The organism is Idiomarina seosinensis, assembly GCF_044797955.1.
GTDB classification, from domain to species: Bacteria; Pseudomonadota; Gammaproteobacteria; order Enterobacterales; family Alteromonadaceae; genus Idiomarina; species Idiomarina seosinensis_A.
The window spans coordinates 1,244,811-1,265,001 of sequence record NZ_CP085211.1; the positions used below are offsets into that span (position 1 = coordinate 1,244,811).

Genomic DNA, 20,191 nt, shown 5'->3' on the forward strand with positions numbered 1-20,191 from the left:
ATCTTCGACATTATTGCGTAGCTTTAGCCTGTCAGCGCTGACTACTACAAAATCCCTTCAGTAAAGCCCAAACCATACTTAGTACAGCTGCTGATTTGTCCCATACTGCTAATTTGTTCTACACTGCCCTTATGCTTCTAGAAATCTAGCGAACAGGTGGATATTACAGATGGCTGATGTGACCCAAGCCGACAGCGGCAAGAAAAAAATCTTCATCGTCGGCGCCGACGACTACAACCTGTCCCTGATCGAGAAAATTACAGGCTCGGATAATTGGGAACTGATCCGCACACTTGAATATTCCGACGTCCAGCCGACCAGCGGTAGAATCGATTTCGACGAGCTATACGAGCGTGCTAAATCCATCATCGAAGAGCATGGTGGTAAGCCGGACGCTATCATCGGCTATCTCGATTTTCCCGTCACCTCGCTCGTTTCGTTGCTGCGACGCGACTACGATATGCCGGGTGCTAGTCCTGAAGCGGTCGCGAAATGCGAGCACAAGTACTGGGCCCATCTGAAGCAAAAAGAAGCCTTCCCTGATCGCACATCCGAGTGTAGTGCCATCAACCCTTTTGAACCGGAAAACGCAAAAAAAGACGCGCCAGCCTATCCGTTTTGGCTCAAACCCGTCAAAGGCCACTCCTCCGTGCTCGGCTTCCTTGTCGAGGACGAGGAAGGATTCGATGAGGCGTTACAAGCCTGCCGCCAGAAGATCCACCTGATCGGCGAGCCTTTCAACGCTTTCCTGGACAAACTCAAGGACCGCAGCGAGTTCGACGGGATCGACGGAAATTTTGCCGTGGCTGAACAACTCATTTCGGCCGATCGCCAGTTCACGCTGGAGGGCTATGTCTGGCAGGGTGAGACCAGGATCTATGGTGTGGTCGAATCGCTGCGCGAGGGCGAGCACGCGTCAAGCTTCTCGCGCTATCAGTATCCCGCCGATCTACCCGAAAACGTTATTGAGCGCTCCACCGAGATCGTCAGCAAGATGATGACAACTATTGGCTATGACGGCTCTCCGTTCAATGTGGAATTCTTCTACGATCCCGAAAGTGACGACCTGCGGCTGCTCGAGATTAATGCCCGAATCTCGAAGTCCCACTCTCCGCTATTCCATATGGTCGATGGTGCGCCTCACCAGAAGGTGGCGATCGAGCTGTCGATGGGGCTCGAGCCGGACATGCCTCACCGCGAAGGAAAAGACGCCATCGCGGGCAAGTTCATGCTGAGAAGCTTCGAGGCCGACGGCATAGTCAAGCGCGTGCCCAGCTCCGAAGAGATCGCAGAGCTAAAACGCATTTTGCCCGATATCGACGCCAACGTCCTTGTCGAGAAGGATCAGCGTTTATCTGAAATGTTTTTCCAGGACAGTTATTCGTACCAGCTTGCCGACATTTTCCTCGGCGGCCACGACGAAGGCATGCTGGAGGATGCGTATCACCGCGTCCTCGCTTCGCTGCCCATCTTCATCAAACCGCTCCCGGAGGATGTATGAAAACCGTAACCGACTTTCCCCACGAGATCATTGAGGAGGAGAATGTCTGGATCCCGGTCGGCGACGGCCTGAAGCTGGCCGCACGCATCTGGCGCCCGAAGGATTCAGGCGAAGATCCGGTGCCGGTGATCCTGGAGTACATTCCTTACCGAAAGCGCTTCGGCTCGACCAAGCGCGACGAGATCACGCACAAGTACCTTGCTGGTCACGGCTATGCTTGCGTACGCCTTGACATCCGCGGTAGCGGAGAGTCTGAGGGTGTGCTGACCGACGAGTACCTGCAGAGCGAGCTGGATGACGGCGTGGCTGCCATCCACTGGCTGGCCGAGCAGGACTGGTGCGACGGAAATGTCGGCATGATGGGCATCAGCTGGGGCGGATTTAACGGCCTGATGATCGCAGCCATGCAACCCGAGCCGCTCAAGGCCATTGTTACGGTCTGCTCCAGCGACGACCGCTATGCGGACGACATCCACCACATGGGCGGCACGCTGTTGGGCGACAATTTGTCCTGGGCCGGCGTCATGTTCTCCTACAACACTATGCCGCCCGACCCCGCCCTGGTGGGCGATCGCTGGAAGGACATGTGGATGGAGCGCTTGGAGGGTAGCGGGCTGTGGCTTAAAACCTGGCTGCAGCATCAGCGCCGCGACAGCTACTGGCGCCACGGCTCGGTTGCCGAGCATTACGGCAACATCAAGATCCCCGTATTCGCGGTCTCGGGGTGGGCCGACGGCTATACCAATACCGTCTTCCGCCTAATGGAAAATTTAGACGTGCCGCGCAAGGGCCTCGTCGGGCCCTGGGGGCACACATATCCCCATATTGGAAGTCCCGGGCCGGCGATTGATTTTCTCGGCGAGCTTCTGGACTGGTGGGATCACTGGCTGAAGGGCAAGGACCGGGGCATCGAGGACGAAAACATGCTGTGCGCCTACATGCAGGACCCCGCTCCGCCCAATCCGCAGTATGAATACCGTAAAGGCCGCTGGGTAGTTGAGGCCGACTGGCCAAGCGCTGATATCGAACCTCGTGCCTACAGCTTCGGGACCGGACGCCGGCTTGTCGAAGAGAGTAGCGAAGAGGAGACCGAGGAAGTGGGCATGAAGATCCAGTCCCCGGTCACGCTGGGGCTGTTCGCTGGCAAATGGTGTTCGTACGCCAACGGGCCTGATCTCGCGGGTGATCAGCGTTCCGAGGACGGCGGCGGACTAGTCTTTCAGACCCACGAGCTGGAGGAGGACGTCGAGATTCTCGGCCAGCCGGTCGTCGAACTTGAGCTGGAGAGCGACCAACCAAACGCCATGGTCGCAGTGCGCCTGTCGGACTTCCTGCCCGACCACCAGATCACACGCGTGACCTACGGACTGCTCAACCTCACTCATCGCGACAGCCGCCAGCACCCCGAATTGATGGAACCGGGCAAGCGGTACAAGGTCAAGGTGCCCTTAAACCATATCGCCCAGCGTTTCGAGAAGGGCCACCGGATTCGGGTTTCGGTCTCCACCATCTACTGGCCGATGGCATGGACCCCGCCGGAGCCCACCAAGCTCACGGTCTATTCGGCCAAAAGTCGGCTCATTCTGCCCTGCCGCACGAAGAATATCGGCGGCGAGGAAGAGGCTAGCTTCGAGCCGCCGGTCAGCGCGCAGCCGCCTTCGACTACGGTATACGAGCCTGAGGAGCATCGCTGGCTGGTTCATCACGATCTTGCCGAGCAGCGCTCCGAGCTGGAGGTCATCGACGATCGCGGCGTGGTCCGATTCGACGATATCGACCTAACGGTTGGCTCCCATACAGTGGAGAAATATTCAGCCGTCACAGGCGACTTCACCAGCGTGAAGGGTACGACCGAGTGGACCCGGACGCTCCAGCGCAACGACTGGAAGATCAAGACCTGGACTTATACCTGCCTGACCTCGGACGAGAACAATTTCTACATCCGTGCCGAACTCGATGCTTATGAGGGCGAGACGAGGGTGTGCTGTATGAGCTGGAATGAGACGATCCCGCGCGACCATATCTGAAGGCGGCTAACCGAAATGAAAAAAATCTAGAGCATTTATGAAAACTTCTTTGTTGACCAGCTCTTTTGTACTGTGCCTAGCAGCCTTAATTGCGATGCCCAGTGTTAAAGCACAGACCCGAGTCGCTGTGGTTTCGGTAAAAGAGCAACCGGTTCAGCAGCAGCTGATACTCCCCGCTTCGGTCGCTTCTCTTAGTAATAGTTATTTGAGTTTCGGTATTGCCGGCCGTGTTGAAAACTATCTTGTTGATGTCGGAGACACGGTAGAAAAAGGTCAGTCCCTGGCTGAACTGGATCAGCGTCAGGTTGATGCAGCATTACAGTCGCTTAATGCGCAGCAACAATCATCTACTGCTACCTTAAATGACGAACGCCAGCAGCTACAAGAGCTACAAAGCCTCGCCAAAACAGATTTTGTCGCGCAAAGTGAATTACGCCGCGCGCGCGCAGAGGTGCAGGTGGCAGAATCTGCATTGGCAGAGGTCAAAGCCCGTATTGACGAACTAAAGGTGGAGCTTGGTTATCATCAATTAATTGCTCCTTTTAGTGGGCTGATTACTGAGCGAAATATTGATCCTGGGCAATGGGTCACTGAAAGCCATCAGGCCTTTCAGTTGGTCGATCTCAATGCCATTTATATCGATGCCTTTGTCGCGCAGCGCTACTTTCCACGGGTAACGCCAAACACTCAGGTGTCTGTTTCGACTTCTGACGGACGCAATGTAGCAGCTAAAATCGATACAATTGTAGCATTTACCAGTGGTAGTGAACGAAGTTTTAGAGTGCGTATTGAGCCGGAGTCAGACAATAACCTGCTAGTAGGCTCATCGGTTAAAGTGCGACTGACCATGATCGATGATCAGTCGGCACCAACAGTTCCTCAGGATGCTGTAATCCGCTATAGCGACGGCCGAACTTCAGTCTGGGAAGTGATTGAAAAAGACGGTGAAAGCATCGCCAACGAACGCTGGGTCACGCTCGGCCAACGTTTTAATGGTTGGGTAGAAGTCGTCGACGGTCTCAGTGGCAAAAAACAAATCGTAGTCCGCGGTAATGAAGCGTTAACAGACGGTGATATTGTTCAGGCTGAAGATTCTAATGCTTATGATTAAAGCATTGATCCGGCATAAGCATGTCACCATTGTTGCGGTGCTGATTTTATGTCTTCTGGGTATTGCTGCGGCGCTTAAGATACCGGTGCAAATGATACCAGACCTTGAGGTCCGTACTATCTCGGTACAAACTACCTGGCCCGGGGCGACACCACAGGATATCGAAAAAGAAATACTGGTAGAGCAAGAAGAATATTTACGTACAGTTCCCAATTTACAGCGCATGGAAAGTTCTGCCAGTAACGGCGAAGCATCAATAGAACTGGACTTTCCGTTCGGTATTAACGTGACGGAAACATTAATACTAGTTAACAATGCGTTAAGTCAGGTGCCGAATTACCCTGCTAACGTCGATCAACCAAGAATATTTTCAGCGTCGTTTTCAAGTAACGCATTTATGTACTTTCGGGTAGCCCCCCTGCCCGGCAACCCCAAGAATATTGATATGGTGCGGATGCGTGATTACATCCAAGATAACGTACGCCCCCGCATGTCGTCGGTAAACGGCGTGTCGCAAGTCGATGTGAGTGGCGGTGCTCAGCGTCAGGTAAGAATCAAATTAAATAAAAATTCATTGCTAAGTCATGGGCTAACGGTTAATGACGTGGAGCAAGCATTAAGAATTCGTAATACCGATACCTCTGCCGGCGAGCTGGAGCAAAACAAACGCCGTTTTTTGCTTCGTACGGTCGGACGCTTTGATAGTCTGGATGAAATGGCCACGACCATTATCAAGCGCAATGGTGACCGGCTTGTCAGATTAGATGATATAGCACAGATTGATCTCAATCATTTTGAAACCAACAGCGAATCCTGGTTTAAAGACGAACAGGTGCTCAGTCTGCAGGTAAAACGCGAGTCCGGCAGCAATGTCATTGATATTAAATACGCCATGCTGGCTGAAGTTGAACGGATCAATAAGGAATTATTAGAGCCGGCCGGTATGCGGATTATGCTGACTTCCGATGATGTGCGCTACGTTGAAGCCTCGATAAAAAATGTGCTGATCAACCTGGTTCTGGGTGCATTATTTGCCACATTGGTAATGTATGGGTTGATGCGCTCGGGCCGGGCTACCTTAATTGCGGTTGTCGGTATACCAATTTGTACGCTTGCTGGTTTTATTGGCTTACTTTTACTTGACCGTACCATTAACGTAATTTCCCTGGCCGGCATTGCTTTTGCTATTGGCATGACGCTGGACAATACCATTGTTGTGCTGGAAAGTATTGAATTAGAGCGACAGCGAGGTGCCGGGCCGAAAAAAGCGGCGGTTCTGGGTGTTAAACGGGTATGGACTGCAGTTCTGGCCTCGTCCCTGACCACTGTGATGGTATTTTTACCAATCCTGTTTATTGTTCAGGAGGCCGGCCAGCTCTACTCCGATGTTGCTATTGCGATTAGCTCGGCGATTATCGCCTCCATGCTGGTATCGGTGACTCTCGTGCCATTGTTGTCTGCCTACTTTCCCGCCAAAGCACGGACGGAAGTAACCGATCGGCTGATTGCCGGTGTTGATCGACTGGCCCAGAGTACACTTGCCAGCAAGCCCAGACAGTTAACTACGGTGGCGGCGACCTTTGCCGTAGTCGTCGGTATCTGGTGGGTCTTAACCCCGCCGGCTGAATATTTACCCGAGGGTGAAGAAGCCAAAACCTTCGCTTCAATGAATGCCCCGCCCGGTTACAATCTGCAAACCATGTCGGCTATCGGAGATGAAATCCGGGCTATTTTTGATCCCGCGCTGGTTACTGAACATGCTGAGGTCAAAAGTCCTGAAGGGCTGACTATACCGGCACTGAAAACCATTAGTTACAGCGTGTCACCCAGCAGTATGCGAATTATTGCCGAAACACGCGATGGCAGCCGCATTGAAGAGCTTATGGACGTAATAACCCGGGTTTATGAGCGTTATCCGGGAATGCGCGCCTTTGCTACCAAGGGTTCTATTATCAGCAGCAATGACGGCGGCACCCGCAGCATTAATGTTGATGTCGGTGGCAGGCAGTTACCTGAGGTTTACCAGGCGGCCCGGGCTATTTATAACCGTGCTGAAGAAGTTTTTGAGCAGCCGCGTATCCAGAGCTCACCGGGCTCGCTGACATTACAACAACCGCTGTTAGAAGTGCAGCCTGACTTTGAACGACTGGCTGAAGTGAATAGTGATGCCGAAAGCCTCGGCTTTGCAGTTGCTGCGCTGACCGACGGCGCTTTTGTCGGAGAGTACTTTCAGGGCGACGATAAAATCGACATGTATTTATTCAGCCAGTCGGGTACTGAGGTTAAACCCGACCAGCTGGAGCAAATGCCGGTGCTGCAGTATCAGGGCCGGTCGCTGCCCTTATCGGCTGTTGCGCGGGTGGCAGAAACGGTCGACACCAGTACGGTGCGACGGGTTAATAGCCGGCGAACGGTAACCTTAAATATCATTCCTCCCGATTCGGTTGCGCTGGAATCCGGAGTTGCACAGGTGCAGAGTAACGTCATTGGTTACCTTCGGGAAAACGGAATGATCAGCAAGGACATTACTACTGAATTATCCGGTGCGGCTAATCAGCTGGCTGAAACTCAGGCGGCTCTGAGCAAGAACTATGTATTATCCATTGCTATTGTCTATCTGTTGATGGTGGCGATTTTTGCCCATTGGGGCTATCCGCTACTGATATTACTAACGATCCCGATGGGCATCAGCGCCGGTATCCTGGGGCTGACAGTCATGAATAGCCTGGGTGAATTGCTGCCGCTGCTCGGTTTGAAAGCTATCAATCAACCCTTTGATATGATTACCATGCTGGGTTTCCTTATTTTGATGGGAACGGTAATTAATAACCCCATTTTGGTGGTTGAGCGCGCTGTTTATTTAAGAGACAACGAGGGTTATAAGCTGATTGATGCGGTTAAAGAAGGCCTATTATCGCGGGTTCGCCCGATTACCATAACGACATTAACTACCCTCTGCGGTATTGCCCCTTTGGTCCTGATTCCCGGCGAAGGTACTGAGCTTTACCGCGGCGTTGGCGTTATCGTCATGTTTGGCCTGGTCGGTGCAGCCATCGTAACCATAGTCACACTGCCGGCCCTCTCCGTGTTGATGTTAAAGCAACGACAATCCTAACCGGCCAAAAAAGGGATAAAAAAAAAGCGGCGTCATCGCCGCTTTTCTAATCAGTCAATTGTTACCATTTAGGGCGTAATGACTTTATTGATCACGTGGATCACACCGTTACTCGCTTTAATATCGGCCTGCACCACATTCGCGCCATCGACTATAACACCATCGGTGGCATCGATACTGAGCGCAGAACCCTGGACCGTATCGGCCTGCAGTGTTTTACCCGCAATATCTGCACTCATTACTTTGCCGGGTAATACGTGGTAGGTGAGGACTGCGGCTAACTGTTCTTTATCAGCCAACAGGGCCTCGAGTGTGCCTTCCGGCAACGCGTCAAAGGCGGCGTTGGTCGGAGCGAATACCGTAAACGGGCCCTCCCCCTGCAGTGTCTCTACTAAACCGGCTTCGGTTAATGCTGTTACCAGCGTTGAGAACTGTTCATTACCCGCCGCAATTTCAACAATCGAAGATTGAGCTGCCATTTTTTTACCGTGATGATCTGCCATAGCAGGAAGTGAAGAAAAAGCTAAACCTGCCGACAAAACCAATAATGCAAACTTGCGCAACATAAAAATGCCTCCTTTAAATGTTTAGGCAATTAGGTTTACGCAGTTTTTTTGACTTTAGTCTAATTTTTATGCTGTAAATCACATGTAAAAAATGTGTTAATAAGCGGCATAAAATCGAACCATCATTTTTTAAGGACTTTTTATGGGGTTTATCCAGCGTTTCAGCATCACACAACGTTTGCTCGCATTACTGACTATTGCAGCTTTCGGAACAGCTGTGATGGTCGCGTTCATGATCTTTATTTTAAATAATCTGTTGATTTCTGAAGAAAAGCGCAAGTTGGATGCGGTTCTCGATTCGGCTCATACCATCGTCAGTTACTATTACGAACGTTATCAGCAAGGCGAACTTCCCCAACAACAGGCCAAAGACCGCGCTTTAAGCCTTTTAGATGACATCCGCTATGAGGGTAATGAGTACCTTTTCACCCTAAATCAACAGGGCGAAATGTTGCAGCATCCATTCAATAAATCGCTGATCGGTAATAATCTGCTTTCTTATGAAGATCCTGAAGGTACCCGCCTGTTTGCACAAATGGTTAATAAATCGAAAACGGCCGAGCGGGCTACCGTTGAGTACCTTTGGCAAAAAGGTGATAAACCCGATGAGTTAGTACACAAAATGAGCCGTATCAGAGTTTTTGAACCCTGGAATCTGATCATTGGCAGTGGCCAGTATACCGATGACCCCGCCCAGTTACTGTGGCAGGAAATTGCCAAACTTGCCTTATTGGCTTTATTACTCGCGATCCCCCTGCTGTTAGTGTTTTTATTTATCATCCGCAGCATCACGCGTCCTTTAAAGCACATCAATTCTGCAATGCGCAACATTGCCAAAGGTGAAGGTGACTTGACTCATCGGCTGAATAGCCCGGGTAATGATGAACTGGCTCAATTAGCTGATTTATTCAATCAGTTTGTCAGTAAAATCCAGCAGCTGGTAAGTCGCGTACAACAAAGTACTGCTGAGGAACAAAAAGCCGCTCAACAACTGGCCAGCCTGAGCCAGCAGAGCCATTCAAAAAGCGAAGATTTGCGTAATCAGACTGACTCGGTGGCGACTGCCGTTGATGAGTTATCTTCATCAGCAACCGAAGTGGCTAATCATGCCCGCGCTGCGGCAAAATCGGCTAATACTGCTGACGATGAAGCCGGACGCTCAGCCGTTATTATGCGTGAGGCGGTTAATAACATTGAGCAACTAACCACGGAGCTTAATAAAGCAGACAGTCAGGCTCGTGTGTTACAGGAAGGCTCGGATAAAATTGGCAATATCCTCGGTGTTATTGTTTCTATAGCGGAGCAGACCAATCTGCTGGCACTCAACGCCGCAATCGAGGCAGCCCGCGCCGGCGAGGCAGGACGAGGCTTTGCGGTAGTGGCTGATGAAGTACGGACACTGGCTACCAGGACACAACATTCAACCGATGAAATTTCATCCATTGTCGAGAGTATACAAAACGGTATTCAGGACGTTACACAAATTATCGCCAATGTTGAGCGACACTCCAGTACCACCAATGAGGGAGCACTGAAAGCCGAACAGGCCATCAGTCAAATCCAGGAGGCAGTAGCGAACATTTCTTCTATGAACGTGCAGATCGCCTCGGCTACCGATGAACAAAGTCGTGTAACGCGCGAAGTCAGCGAGAACATAACGGGTATTAGTGACCTGTCACAGGACAACCAGGATGCCAACCGGCAGGTTACTGACGTCAGTCAAAAATTAACCCAAAATAGTATTGATCTGGCTCAATTAGTCTCTCGTTTTAAAACAGAATAGTCTTTATTATTATAGGGATATTAGTATCATCAATCCTGTACCTTTAATTACAAAAAGTGTAAAATTAAGGCACGTTTATAAGGAAGCTGACTTTTAGTTAAGCGGTTAAAAGCCAGCTTTTTCCTGAACCCAAACCACCGCGGAAACTAAAGATGAGTCAAACAATTCCACAACAACCGATCGATTATAATATGAAGGTTGTGCGGCAATTCGCCGTCACAACCATTATTTGGGGTATCATCGGCATGGCACTTGGGGTTTTGATTGCGGCGCAGCTCGTTTGGCCGGAGTTAAATTTCAACACGCCCTGGCTGACCTACTCGCGTTTGCGGCCATTGCATACCAACGCCGTGATTTTTGCGTTTGGAACCAGTGCGCTTTTTGCTACCTCGTACTACGTGGTACAAAAGACCTGCCGAACGCGTTTGTTTTCTGACAAACTGGCAAGCTTTACCTTCTGGGGCTGGCAGGCGGTTATTATCTCCGCAGTTATTACCCTGCCGCTAGGCCTGACCAGCACAAAAGAGTACGCTGAGCTTGAATGGCCAATCGATATCTTAATCGCAGTGGTCTGGATCGCTTATGCCATTGTCTTCTTTGGCTCGTTAGCTATTCGAAAAACCTCCCACATTTATGTGGCCAACTGGTTCTACGGTGGTTTTATTTTAGTTATCGCAATGCTGCACATTGTTAACAGCATGGCGGTGCCGGTTAGCTTCACGAAGTCCTACTCAATGTACTCAGGTGCTGTCGATGCCATGATTCAATGGTGGTATGGACATAACGCCGTAGGCTTCCTGTTAACGGCAGGCTTTTTGGGCATGATGTACTATTTCGTGCCGAAGCAGGCTGAACGCCCTGTTTATTCTTACCGTTTATCTGTCGTTCACTTCTGGGCATTGATTTCTCTGTATATCTGGGCAGGTCCTCACCACTTGCACTACACCGCTTTGCCTGACTGGACTCAGTCGCTGGGTATGGTGATGTCAGTCATCCTGTTCGTACCTTCCTGGGGTGGTATGATCAACGGTATTATGACCTTATCTGGTGCCTGGCATAAACTGCGTACTGACCCGATTCTCCGGTTCCTGATTGTTTCCCTGTCGTTCTACGGCATGTCGACGTTCGAAGGTCCGATGATGGCAATCAAATCAGTGAATGCATTATCGCACTACACGGACTGGACAGTGGGCCACGTTCACTCAGGCGCTCTGGGCTGGGTAGCGATGATTTCAATTGGCTCCATGTATTATCTTGTGCCTCGTCTGTTTAATCAAAAGCAAGTGCACAGCATAAAACTGGTTAACATCCATTTCTGGCTGCACACCATTGGTGTTGTTTTCTACATCGTGTCAATGTGGATCTCTGGCGTGATGCAAGGCTTAATGTGGCGTGCGACTAACGCCGACGGCACCTTGACCTATAGCTTTGTCGAGAGTGTGCAGGCCTCTTACCCATTCTGGGCAGGTCGGTTCATTGGTGGTGTGTTCATCGTGGTAGGTATGCTGATTATGGCCTACAACTCCTATATGACCATTAAAGCAGGTCGCCGTGAAACGGCTGCCGGCAACGTTGTTCAAACAGCCTAAGGGAGCAGGACAGATGAAACATGAAGCGGTCGAAAAACACCTGGGTTGGTTGTCCATCCTGATGATCATCGCAGTATCGGTAGGCGGTATTGTACAAATCACCCCGTTATTGTTCCAAAGTCAGGTGCAAGAACCGGTTGAAGGGCTAAAGCCTTATACCGCCCTGCAACTTGAAGGTCGTGATATCTACATGCGCGAAGGTTGTGTCCAGTGTCACAGCCAAATGATTCGTCCCTTCCGGGCTGAAACAGAGCGCTATGGTCACTATTCGTTGGCCGGTGAAAGTGTATGGGAATTCCCGTTCCTGTGGGGTTCTAAGCGTACCGGTCCTGACCTGGCTCGAGTTGGTGGCCGTTACAGCGACGAATGGCACTATGTGCACTTAATGAATCCACGCAATGTTGTTCCTGAATCCAATATGCCGGCATTCCCCTGGTTAACGGAAAACACGTTAACTGGTGAAATGACGGCTAAAAAGATGCAAGTAATGAAGCAGTTAGGCGTGCCCTATACTGAAGAAGACATTGCAGGAGCTGCAGAAGCCGTTAAAGGGAAAACTGAAATGGACGCTTTAATTGCTTATTTACAATCGCTCGGCACCGCCCTCTCACAGGCTAATTGATTATGAGTTTTGGTGAATGGCACGGTATTTGGACAATCATAATTCTGGTCTTATTTTTGGCCATTGTGTTTTGGTCGTTCTTTAGCCGTCGGGCAAACAAACAGTTTGATGAAGCCGCTAAATCAATCTTCGAAGAAGAAGAAAAAAAGGCATCATCATTAAAAGACAGCGACAAACCGGAGTCGAAGAAAGATGAGTAGCTTCTGGAGTGCATGGATAATCGTCCTGACAATAGCAACCCTAATCGTAATTATTTGGTTGCTGCGTTGGAACATGAAAAACTACACCGACATCGAAGAAGGTCAGGAAATGGACCACGAATTCGATGGGATTGTAGAGGTTAATAACCCACTACCCGCCTGGTGGACCATTTTATTTTGGGCCACGATCGTCTGGGGTGTCCTTTACCTCGCACTATATCCGGGCCTGGGTAACTTTCAGGGTCTGTTGGGCTGGAAAAGCTCTAACCAGGATGTGCAGTCATTAGAAGAGTCTAATGAAGCGATGAAACAGGCACACGAAAAAGGTTTGATCGTTGAGTATGACCGTGCGATTCGTGACGCTGAAGAGAAGTATGGTCCGATCTTTGAAGCCTATGCAGAGCAGTCTATTCCTGAACTGGCGCATAACGAAGACGCGCTGGATGTAGGTCAACGTTTGTTCCTGCAAAACTGTGCCCAGTGTCACGGCTCGAACGCCATGGGTGGCCCCGGCTTCCCTAACCTGACCGATGATGACTGGTTATATGGTGGTGATCCAGCGGACATTAAGACATCGTTAATCCAAGGCCGTAGCGGCCAGATGCCAGCCTTTTCGGAGCAGTTTAGCGATCAACAAATCACTGAAATGGCTCACTATGTGGCCAGCTTGAGTGGCCGTAACGTTGATCCAAAACTGGCCGAGGCCGGTGAAGCCAACTGGGCAGTTTGTTCAGCATGTCACGGCCCTGACGGTAAAGGTAACCAGCAGTTAGGTGCACCTAACCTGACCGATAATACCTGGTTGTACGGTGGTTCTATTAATAAAATCGAAGAAACTCTACAACACGGTCGTAACGGTGTAATGCCGGCCTGGAAGTCAATCCTGGGTGAAGATAAAATCCATGTGATATCAGCCTATATCTATAGTTTGTCGAATGATTAGAATGATACTCGCACTGTTGTTTTAAAATATAACTAAGACCCCGCTTCGGCGGGGTTTTTTACATGAGGTAAGTTTTATGGTGAAGCCCTGGTATAAGCAGTTTTGGCCTTGGTTTCTGATTGCAATTCCGGTTCTTGTGATGGTGGTTTGCGCCATCATAATCTACCTGTCAGTCACTCAAGGCAATTTTTCGATGGTCGTCGACGATTACTACAAACGCGGCAAAACCATTAACGCCGAGATTGCTGATGTAAAAAAGGCTCAGGAGCTGGGCATTAATTTTCAGTTTAAGGCCAACGACGGTAAATTAGCACTACGCTACAAATCCGGCGCACCTGAACAGCTAAGTGCCTTAAATGTTAAATTTGTGCATGCAGCTGATGAGGCTAAAGACTTTAGCCGGCGCTTAACCGTTGGCGCTGATGGTATTTATCGTGCTGATATCCCGACCAATATTAAAGGTAAATGGACAGTTACTGTTAAGCCCTTTGATAACCGTTGGAAAGTAAGTCAGAAGTACTGGTTACCAACCACTGAGTGGACTTTGATTGAGCCTTTGTTGTACGGGGTTTAATGGAGCATAACCGAAATGAGTTCAATGGCTAACCAGCAACAGTGTTTTCACTGTCTGCAGCCGATCCCGCGAGGAGTGACTTTAAGCGTCTGTTATCAGGACGAGCAACAAGCCGTTTGTTGCGCCGGTTGTCAGGCAGTAGCAGAAACAATTATTGAACACGGTTTAAGTGCTTATTATAAGCACCGTGACCCTGATCAACCGCAGCAAACGCCGATTCTGCCCGATGAGCTAAATGATCTGGATGTTTATGACCATCCGGATGTGCAAAAGGAATTTGTCCGTGACTTAGGCGCTGAGCAGCAGCAGGCTGCGCTGACCGTTTCTAATATCACCTGCTCCGCCTGCGCCTGGCTGATTGAGCGCGAGTTGCAAAATACTGCCGGTGTTGAGCGCGCCGTGGTTAATTTATCCAGTCAACGGCTGCAAGTGACCTGGGACCCGGGACAAGTGGCGATGAGCGAGCTGATTAAACGGTTAGCCGCCATTGGTTATCAAGCGCTCCCCTTTCAGGCTAACCAACAAGAGCAGCAGTTTGGCCGCCAGCGCAAAGGGCTGATTCGCCGTCTTGGCCTGGCGGGCCTGGCAACCATGCAAGTTATGATGCTGGCTTTTGCCTTGTATTTTGGAGTAGTCAGTGATCTGGACGAAACTACCCGTCAATACATCTGGTCTGTTAGTTTAATTTTTGCCACGCCGGTCATTTTGTACAGTGCCCAGCCCTTCTATATGGGAACATTACGGGCGCTGCAGGCACGAACCCTGAATATGGATGTGCCCGTTAGTATAGCCTTGCTGGGGGCATACAGTGCCAGTGTCTATGCAGTTTTTAAGGGCAGTGGTGAGGTTTATTTTGAATCAATTTCCATGTTCACCTTTTTCCTGCTTTCCGGTCGCTATTTAGAACTGTTGGCGAAAGAAAAAGCACTGCGTTTTGCGACCAACCGGCTGACCTTAATGCCTCAGCTGGCTACCCGCGAAACCCAGGATGGTACCGAGTCAGTAGCGGTAAAGCAGCTACAAGTTGGCGATATCATCCGTGTTAACCCGGGCGATACCATTGCCGCTGATGGTGAATTGCTGTCACAGGCGGCATGGGTCGATGAAAGCCTGCTCAGTGGCGAGAGTGTACCCAATCACAAACAACAGGGACAGCTGGTTGTCGCCGGCAGTATTAACCAACAGCAGGCGATACGCATCCGGGTGACTGCAGCTGCCCAGCAAACCGTACTGGCTGGTATTGTGGCAATGCAGGATTCGGCCCTGGCTGATAAACCCAAGGTACAACAAGTGATTGATAAAGTAGCGTCCTACTTTGTCAGCGCGATTTTAGTGGTCGCCACCCTGACCTTTTTTGTCTGGTGGTGGATTGATCCTGAACACGCCTTATGGGTGACGCTGGCGGTGTTAGTTGCCACCTGTCCCTGTGCGCTGTCACTGGCAGCACCAACGGCAATCACCGGTACCATTCACCGGCTAAATCAGCGCGGTATATTGCTTAAGGGTTCGCAGGTTCTCGAGTCCGTGAAAAGCCTGGATATCGTCTGTTTTGACAAAACCGGTACCCTGACTGAAGGTAAATTTACCTTAAGTGAGCGCAAAGACTTTATTAGCTCTGAACAAGTTAGTCAGCTGGTTGCCGGCATGGAGGCCTTCTCTGAGCACCCCCTTGCCATACCACTGAAGCAGTTGACTGCGACACCACGTCGCTTTTCAAACCCGGTCAATAACGTGTTAGGTTATGGGCTGCAGGTTGAAGACGATGACGGTCAGGTTTACCGCTTAGGCAGTGAAGCCTTTATTCGTCAGTGGCACCCGCAAGCCCCTTTAGATCGGGACTTTACGGTTATACTGGCAAACCAGCAACAGGTACTGGCCTGCTTTAAGATAGAAGATAAGGTCCGCCAGGATGCCAAAGCCACCATCAGCCAACTGAAACAACGCGGCGTAAAGACCTTACTGGTCAGCGGCGACAGTCAGCAACGAGTTGAACAGACTGCAACCGAGCTGGAACTGGACGCCCACTATGGTGAATTTAAACCGGATGATAAATTGTCACTGATTAAAGAGTTACAGCAAAAAGGTCACACTGTATGGATGGTCGGTGATGGTCTAAATGATGGGCCGGTGCTGGCTCAGGCACATTTATCAATGACTTTTGCCGGCGCGTCTGATTTGGCAAAAACCGCTGCTGATGTAGTGATTTTATCGGACCGGTTAAGCTGCGTTTCAGAGATATTAACCAGTGCCCATAAATCGCGCAGTATTATGCGCCAGAATTTCAGCTGGGCCGTACTGTACAATATCTCCATACTGCCGGTTGCTGCACTAGGCTTGATAGCGCCCTGGGTCGCCGCTCTGGGTATGTCATTAAGTTCGTTATTAGTTATTGCCAACTCGCTGAGGTTATATCGCGAATGAATGTTATTTATGTCTTAATACCCGTGGCTATCCTCTTTGTGGTCATTGCCGTACTGGTATTTTTTTGGGCGGTTAAGTCCAACCAGTTTGAAGACATTGAACGCGAAGGCATGCGTATTCTGTTAGACGACGACGAAGAGCAGAACCGCAAGTCTGATAACCCGAAAGAAGCGCAGAAAAAAGATGATTAACCAGGCTGATGTACTGACCGCTTTTGTTATGGGTCTTGCCGGCGCTGGCCATTGCCTGGCAATGTGCGGTGGAATTGCCAGCGCCATTGGTGTACAAAATCGGTTATCTAACATTATTTTGTACAATTTTGGCCGTTTGCTTTCTTATGCCGTGCTGGGTGCAATTGTTGGTGGTGCGATAGCCGTTTTTGCACCCGACTCGCCTTACACCACCAAAGTTTTACGCTGGCTGGCGGTATTCTTTTTATTCGCTCTGGGCCTGTATTTTACCGGCTGGTGGCCTATTCTCAGCCGGCTGGAACAAGCCGCTAAACCGCTGTGGGAAAAAATTAAAGGGTTGTCGCCGCGTCAGTCCGGCAAAGGCCCGGCAACTTCGCGTTTAGCCGTGATGCTGGCAGGTGCTGTATGGGGCTGGTTGCCCTGCGGCCTGGTTTACAGCGCACTCAGTTATGCCGCAATTAGCGGCAGCGCCAGCGGCGGAGCTCTGTTAATGACCGCATTTGCAATTGGGACCTTCCCGGCCATGATCGGTGCCGGCTACTTTAGCCACTCGATTCGGGCTATTCTGCAGGCGCAGGGTTTTCGTACGGCTATCGGGGTGTTATTAATTGTCTACAGTCTGTGGACGGCGCTAACTCTGGTTCGCCATTATTTTTCTTAGTTGAAAGCCATTGCCAAAGTCTAAATACCGTTAGCGCAGGACGTTTTTTATAAAGTGGGCTAATCTTAGGTTAGCTAACGTTGTAGCCGCCTTGGTTTCTTGTTATAGACCGGAGAAAAATGATGGATGCTTTCAGACACGTACTGGTCGTTGTCGACCCCGCCGATGAACACAATAAAGCCATCAACCGTGCCCTGCATATGGCTCGTCTGAGTGACGCACGGCTTACCTTATTTTTATCAATTTATGATTTTTCGTATGAGATGACGACTATGTTGTCCAGCGAAGAGCGGGATACCATGCGGGCAAACCTGATTGCCGATCGTAAGGCCTGGTTAACTGACTTGTTGGCCGGCTACGACACCACGGATATTCGTATCGATATCGATGTGGTCTGGCACAACCGTCCTTTTGAAGCCATTATTGAAGCGGTACTTAAAGGCAAACACGACCTCATTATCAAAGCATCGCAAGTCACCGCCAGCCTGCAAAACCTATTATTTACCCCAACCGACTGGCACCTGCTGCGCAAAGCGCCTTGTGCGGTATTAATGGTTAAAGAACACGCCTGGCCAAAACATGGCCAAATCATCAGTGCAGTTAATAGTGGCTCAGAAGAAGTCCACCACGGCCAATTAAACCAACGCATAATCGAGCATGCGGAGGCGATGAGCCACGTACTGGATGCCAGTGTGCATCTGGTTAACGCATACCCCGGAGCACCGGTCAACGTTGCAGTCGAAATACCGGAATTTGATGTAAGCCAGTATACGGAAGAGCTGCACCAGCTGCATTTGAATAAAATGCGTAAGCTTGGCGAGGAGTTTCAGATACCGGAGGAGCAACAACATGTAAATCAGGGACTGCCTGAGCAAGTGATTCCGGATTTGTCCGAAAAGCTTGATGCTGAGCTGGTAGTGATTGGTACGATCGGACGCACCGGCATTACCGCAGCACTTTTAGGTAATACCGCAGAACATGTGCTGGAGCAGTTAAACTGCGATGTACTGGCCGTTAAACCTGCCGACTTTGTTTCGCCGTTGGCCTGAAATCACGGCTTGCCTGTATGCTTCTGTCGGGTATAATCGCGCGCTGAATTAATAGTCTCTCAAGCAGGCAGGCGGGTAACGTGTTATGACGGTAGCATCTGGAGAAAGCAGCTACGGCTTTAATAAACTGCAAAAACGCATCCGGCGTGACGCCGGTAAAGCGATTGAGCAGTTTGGCATGATCAAAGACGGTGATAACATTATGGTGTGCCTGTCTGGTGGTAAAGACAGCTATACCTTGCTGGACACCCTACTCTATCTGCAAAAAGTAGCTCCCGTACGATTTGATTTGATCGCTGTTAATCTGGATCAAAAGCAACCCGGTTTTCCTGAGCAAGTCCTGCCTGAATATCTAGCCCGCCTTGGGGTAAAGTTCGAGATAGTTGAAGAAGATACTTACAGTATTGTTAAGGAAAAAATTCCGGCAGGTAAAACCACCTGCTCCTTATGCTCAAGACTGCGCCGGGGCATTTTATACAAAACAGCGAAGCGTCTCGGCGCCACAAAGATTGCACTGGGACATCACCGCGATGACATGATCGAAACCCTGTTTCTTAATATGTTTCATGGCGGCAAACTTAAATCGATGCCTCCCAAACTAGTCAGTGACAATGGCGAACATGTCGTCATCCGGCCGCTGGCTTTTTGCCGAGAAAAAGATATTGCGCGCTATGCCGATGCAATGGCGTTTCCGATCATTCCCTGCAACTTGTGTGGCTCTCAGGAAAACCTGCAACGTAAACAGACCAAGCAGTTGCTGCAACAATGGGATAAACAGTTTCCGGGCAGAATCGAAAGTATTTTTACCGCGATGCAGAATATCGCGCCGTCACATCTGGCAGACCCTGGGCTATTTGATTTTGCTGCTGTGGCAGCTACCGGTAAACCTGAACAAGATGGCGATGTTGCTTTTGACTCACCGCCAATTGGCCCTGCGGATAACATGAAAAAGCCGCCCGAAGGCGGCTCAGTTCAGACCATCAATATCCGGCAAATCAGTTAATAATTAGCGGCTTGTTGTGTGTCGTTTTTGACTTCTTCGACAACAGGCCGGTTAACCCGGATCATTGCCTGAAGCTCTTCTATGTACTCATCGCCGCGCTCGGAGTAGCTGCCTAAGCCTTCAACCAGCTGGGTAGCCCGCAATTGTTCACCACTACGGCGTTTTTGCGCCCGTATCATGCGTAAATCCTGATAGGCTGAATGGGTGTTGATATTATGCAAATAGCTACGTACAGCCTGATTGACTGTTTTAAATACTTTAACTTCATGTTTCTTATCGGCCCCCCGTTGGCCGGGTACCATGCCACAGCCTTCCTGGTAGCACCACTGACCAAATAAATTAAGGCCCTGACGGGCAAATCGCGAAGTACCCCAGCCGGACTCATTAGCAGCCTGCACCAGCACCATCATTTCAGGGACAATATCGACACGCCGCTTCAAAACTTCGAAAGCCTGTTCATCGGATAACTGTTCGTCAACATCGTAACGGTCTTTAAGTTGTTGAAACTGGCTGCGCTGCTGCGCGCTCAGCTCTCCTTGTTCAGAAGCCTCAGCAAGATTAAATATCTGCGCCCGTTTGTGCAAAATCTTTAAGTTTTCTGCTTCGATAATCGGCAACAAGTAGCCGAAAAACTGCTCCTTTTTCTCGCGTACATTGTCGTAGCCGGCAAAGTTTGGTAACGAACGATAGCTGCTAATCTCCGGCACCGGCGGGATACCGGCAATCTCAGGAAACGCACTGGCATACAGCTGTTTTTTTGCAATAAACGGTAATAACAGCGCTAACAAACTAACGAAAATAAAAAATACGATAAACAATTTACGCATGCATGTGC

16 protein-coding genes and 1 pseudogene are annotated in these 20,191 nt (G+C 50.1%); 15 read left to right on the forward strand and 2 right to left on the reverse strand.

Annotation, left to right across the window (positions count from 1 at the left end):
- The first annotated feature begins 169 nt into the window (after window positions 1-169).
- The 4 genes from LG288_RS05970 to LG288_RS05985 are packed head-to-tail and all read left to right on the forward strand — an operon-like array spanning window position 170 to window position 7,754.
- Entirely contained in the window at window positions 170-1,501 is a 1,332-nt protein-coding gene (locus tag LG288_RS05970; RefSeq protein WP_404403003.1) for an acetyl-CoA carboxylase biotin carboxylase subunit family protein, read from the forward strand.
- Window positions 1,498-3,528, forward strand: a complete 2,031-nt coding sequence (locus tag LG288_RS05975; RefSeq protein WP_404399189.1) for a CocE/NonD family hydrolase — start codon at window positions 1,498-1,500, stop codon at window positions 3,526-3,528. Before LG288_RS05970 ends, LG288_RS05975 begins: the two co-directional genes overlap by 4 nt.
- Window positions 3,529-3,565: 37 nt before the next feature.
- Entirely contained in the window at window positions 3,566-4,639 is a 1,074-nt protein-coding gene (locus LG288_RS05980; protein WP_404399191.1) for an efflux RND transporter periplasmic adaptor subunit, read from the forward strand.
- On the forward strand, window positions 4,632-7,754 hold the full coding sequence (locus LG288_RS05985; RefSeq protein ID WP_404399192.1) for an efflux RND transporter permease subunit: 3,123 nt from the start codon (window positions 4,632-4,634) through the stop codon (window positions 7,752-7,754). The genes LG288_RS05980 and LG288_RS05985 overlap by 8 nt, the downstream gene beginning before the upstream one ends.
- Window positions 7,755-7,822: 68 nt before the next feature.
- Here LG288_RS05985 and LG288_RS05990 read toward each other — a convergent pair whose 3' ends face one another.
- Window positions 7,823-8,320, reverse strand: coding sequence for a fasciclin domain-containing protein (locus tag LG288_RS05990; RefSeq protein ID WP_404399194.1), 498 nt, complete (start codon window positions 8,318-8,320; stop codon window positions 7,823-7,825).
- Window positions 8,321-8,462: 142 nt separating this feature from the next.
- On the opposite strand from LG288_RS05990, the gene LG288_RS05995 reads away from it, so the two are divergent.
- The 11 genes and pseudogenes from LG288_RS05995 to ttcA form a co-directional block, all read left to right on the forward strand.
- Window positions 8,463-10,103: a methyl-accepting chemotaxis protein gene (locus LG288_RS05995; RefSeq protein ID WP_404399196.1), complete on the forward strand. Its 1,641-nt coding sequence runs from the start codon at window positions 8,463-8,465 to the stop codon at window positions 10,101-10,103.
- 152 nt (window positions 10,104-10,255) lie between these two features.
- Window positions 10,256-11,692, forward strand: a complete 1,437-nt coding sequence (gene ccoN, locus LG288_RS06000) for a cytochrome-c oxidase, cbb3-type subunit I (protein ID WP_404399197.1) — start codon at window positions 10,256-10,258, stop codon at window positions 11,690-11,692.
- 13 nt (window positions 11,693-11,705) lie between these two features.
- On the forward strand, window positions 11,706-12,314 hold the full coding sequence (ccoO, locus tag LG288_RS06005) for a cytochrome-c oxidase, cbb3-type subunit II (RefSeq protein ID WP_404399198.1): 609 nt from the start codon (window positions 11,706-11,708) through the stop codon (window positions 12,312-12,314).
- Window positions 12,315-12,316: 2 nt separating this feature from the next.
- Entirely contained in the window at window positions 12,317-12,514 is a 198-nt protein-coding gene (locus LG288_RS06010; protein ID WP_404399199.1) for a cbb3-type cytochrome oxidase subunit 3, read from the forward strand.
- Window positions 12,507-13,457 carry a cytochrome-c oxidase, cbb3-type subunit III gene (ccoP, locus tag LG288_RS06015; RefSeq protein WP_404399201.1) on the forward strand — a complete coding sequence of 317 codons (951 nt, stop codon included), beginning with the start codon at window positions 12,507-12,509 and terminating at the stop codon, window positions 13,455-13,457. Before LG288_RS06010 ends, ccoP begins: the two co-directional genes overlap by 8 nt.
- Before the next feature lie 76 nt (window positions 13,458-13,533).
- Window positions 13,534-14,031, forward strand: a complete 498-nt coding sequence (locus LG288_RS06020; RefSeq protein ID WP_404399202.1) for a FixH family protein — start codon at window positions 13,534-13,536, stop codon at window positions 14,029-14,031.
- A 15-nt stretch (window positions 14,032-14,046) separates the two neighbouring features.
- Complete coding sequence (locus LG288_RS06025; protein ID WP_404399203.1) at window positions 14,047-16,452, forward strand: heavy metal translocating P-type ATPase; 2,406 nt, start codon at window positions 14,047-14,049, stop codon at window positions 16,450-16,452.
- Window positions 16,449-16,643, forward strand: coding sequence for a cbb3-type cytochrome oxidase assembly protein CcoS (gene ccoS / locus LG288_RS06030; RefSeq protein ID WP_404399204.1), 195 nt, complete (start codon window positions 16,449-16,451; stop codon window positions 16,641-16,643). Before LG288_RS06025 ends, ccoS begins: the two co-directional genes overlap by 4 nt.
- The gene (locus tag LG288_RS06035) at window positions 16,636-17,304 is read left to right on the forward strand and encodes a sulfite exporter TauE/SafE family protein (protein WP_404399205.1); all 669 of its coding nucleotides are present in this window, start codon (window positions 16,636-16,638) and stop codon (window positions 17,302-17,304) included. Before ccoS ends, LG288_RS06035 begins: the two co-directional genes overlap by 8 nt.
- Window positions 17,305-17,426: 122 nt before the next feature.
- The gene (uspE, locus tag LG288_RS06040; protein ID WP_404403040.1) at window positions 17,427-18,353 is read left to right on the forward strand and encodes a universal stress protein UspE; all 927 of its coding nucleotides are present in this window, start codon (window positions 17,427-17,429) and stop codon (window positions 18,351-18,353) included.
- An 85-nt stretch (window positions 18,354-18,438) separates the two neighbouring features.
- Window positions 18,439-19,272: pseudogene (gene ttcA / locus LG288_RS06045) on the forward strand (tRNA 2-thiocytidine(32) synthetase TtcA); the annotation flags it as partial.
- Between the two features lie 80 nt (window positions 19,273-19,352).
- Here the strand turns inward: ttcA and LG288_RS06050 are convergent.
- Window positions 19,353-20,183, reverse strand: coding sequence for a glucosaminidase domain-containing protein (locus tag LG288_RS06050; protein WP_404399206.1), 831 nt, complete (start codon window positions 20,181-20,183; stop codon window positions 19,353-19,355).
- Window positions 20,184-20,191: the final 8 nt, after the last annotated feature.

Bases quoted from the DNA above. Each gene is read 5' to 3' on its own strand.
- LG288_RS05970 (WP_404403003.1), top strand. From the start codon at position 170: ATGGCTGATGTGACCCAAGCCGACAGCGGCAAGAAAAAAATCTTCATC.
- LG288_RS05975 (WP_404399189.1), top strand. From the start codon at position 1,498: ATGAAAACCGTAACCGACTTTCCCCACGAGATCATTGAGGAGGAGAAT.
- LG288_RS05980 (WP_404399191.1), top strand. From the start codon at position 3,566: ATGAAAACTTCTTTGTTGACCAGCTCTTTTGTACTGTGCCTAGCAGCC.
- LG288_RS05985 (WP_404399192.1), top strand. From the start codon at position 4,632: ATGATTAAAGCATTGATCCGGCATAAGCATGTCACCATTGTTGCGGTG.
- LG288_RS05990 (WP_404399194.1), bottom strand. From the start codon at position 8,320: ATGTTGCGCAAGTTTGCATTATTGGTTTTGTCGGCAGGTTTAGCTTTT.
- LG288_RS05995 (WP_404399196.1), top strand. From the start codon at position 8,463: ATGGGGTTTATCCAGCGTTTCAGCATCACACAACGTTTGCTCGCATTA.
- ccoN (WP_404399197.1), top strand. From the start codon at position 10,256: ATGAGTCAAACAATTCCACAACAACCGATCGATTATAATATGAAGGTT.
- ccoO (WP_404399198.1), top strand. From the start codon at position 11,706: ATGAAACATGAAGCGGTCGAAAAACACCTGGGTTGGTTGTCCATCCTG.
- LG288_RS06010 (WP_404399199.1), top strand. From the start codon at position 12,317: ATGAGTTTTGGTGAATGGCACGGTATTTGGACAATCATAATTCTGGTC.
- ccoP (WP_404399201.1), top strand. From the start codon at position 12,507: ATGAGTAGCTTCTGGAGTGCATGGATAATCGTCCTGACAATAGCAACC.
- LG288_RS06020 (WP_404399202.1), top strand. From the start codon at position 13,534: ATGGTGAAGCCCTGGTATAAGCAGTTTTGGCCTTGGTTTCTGATTGCA.
- LG288_RS06025 (WP_404399203.1), top strand. From the start codon at position 14,047: ATGAGTTCAATGGCTAACCAGCAACAGTGTTTTCACTGTCTGCAGCCG.
- ccoS (WP_404399204.1), top strand. From the start codon at position 16,449: ATGAATGTTATTTATGTCTTAATACCCGTGGCTATCCTCTTTGTGGTC.
- LG288_RS06035 (WP_404399205.1), top strand. From the start codon at position 16,636: ATGATTAACCAGGCTGATGTACTGACCGCTTTTGTTATGGGTCTTGCC.
- uspE (WP_404403040.1), top strand. From the start codon at position 17,427: ATGGATGCTTTCAGACACGTACTGGTCGTTGTCGACCCCGCCGATGAA.
- LG288_RS06050 (WP_404399206.1), bottom strand. From the start codon at position 20,183: ATGCGTAAATTGTTTATCGTATTTTTTATTTTCGTTAGTTTGTTAGCG.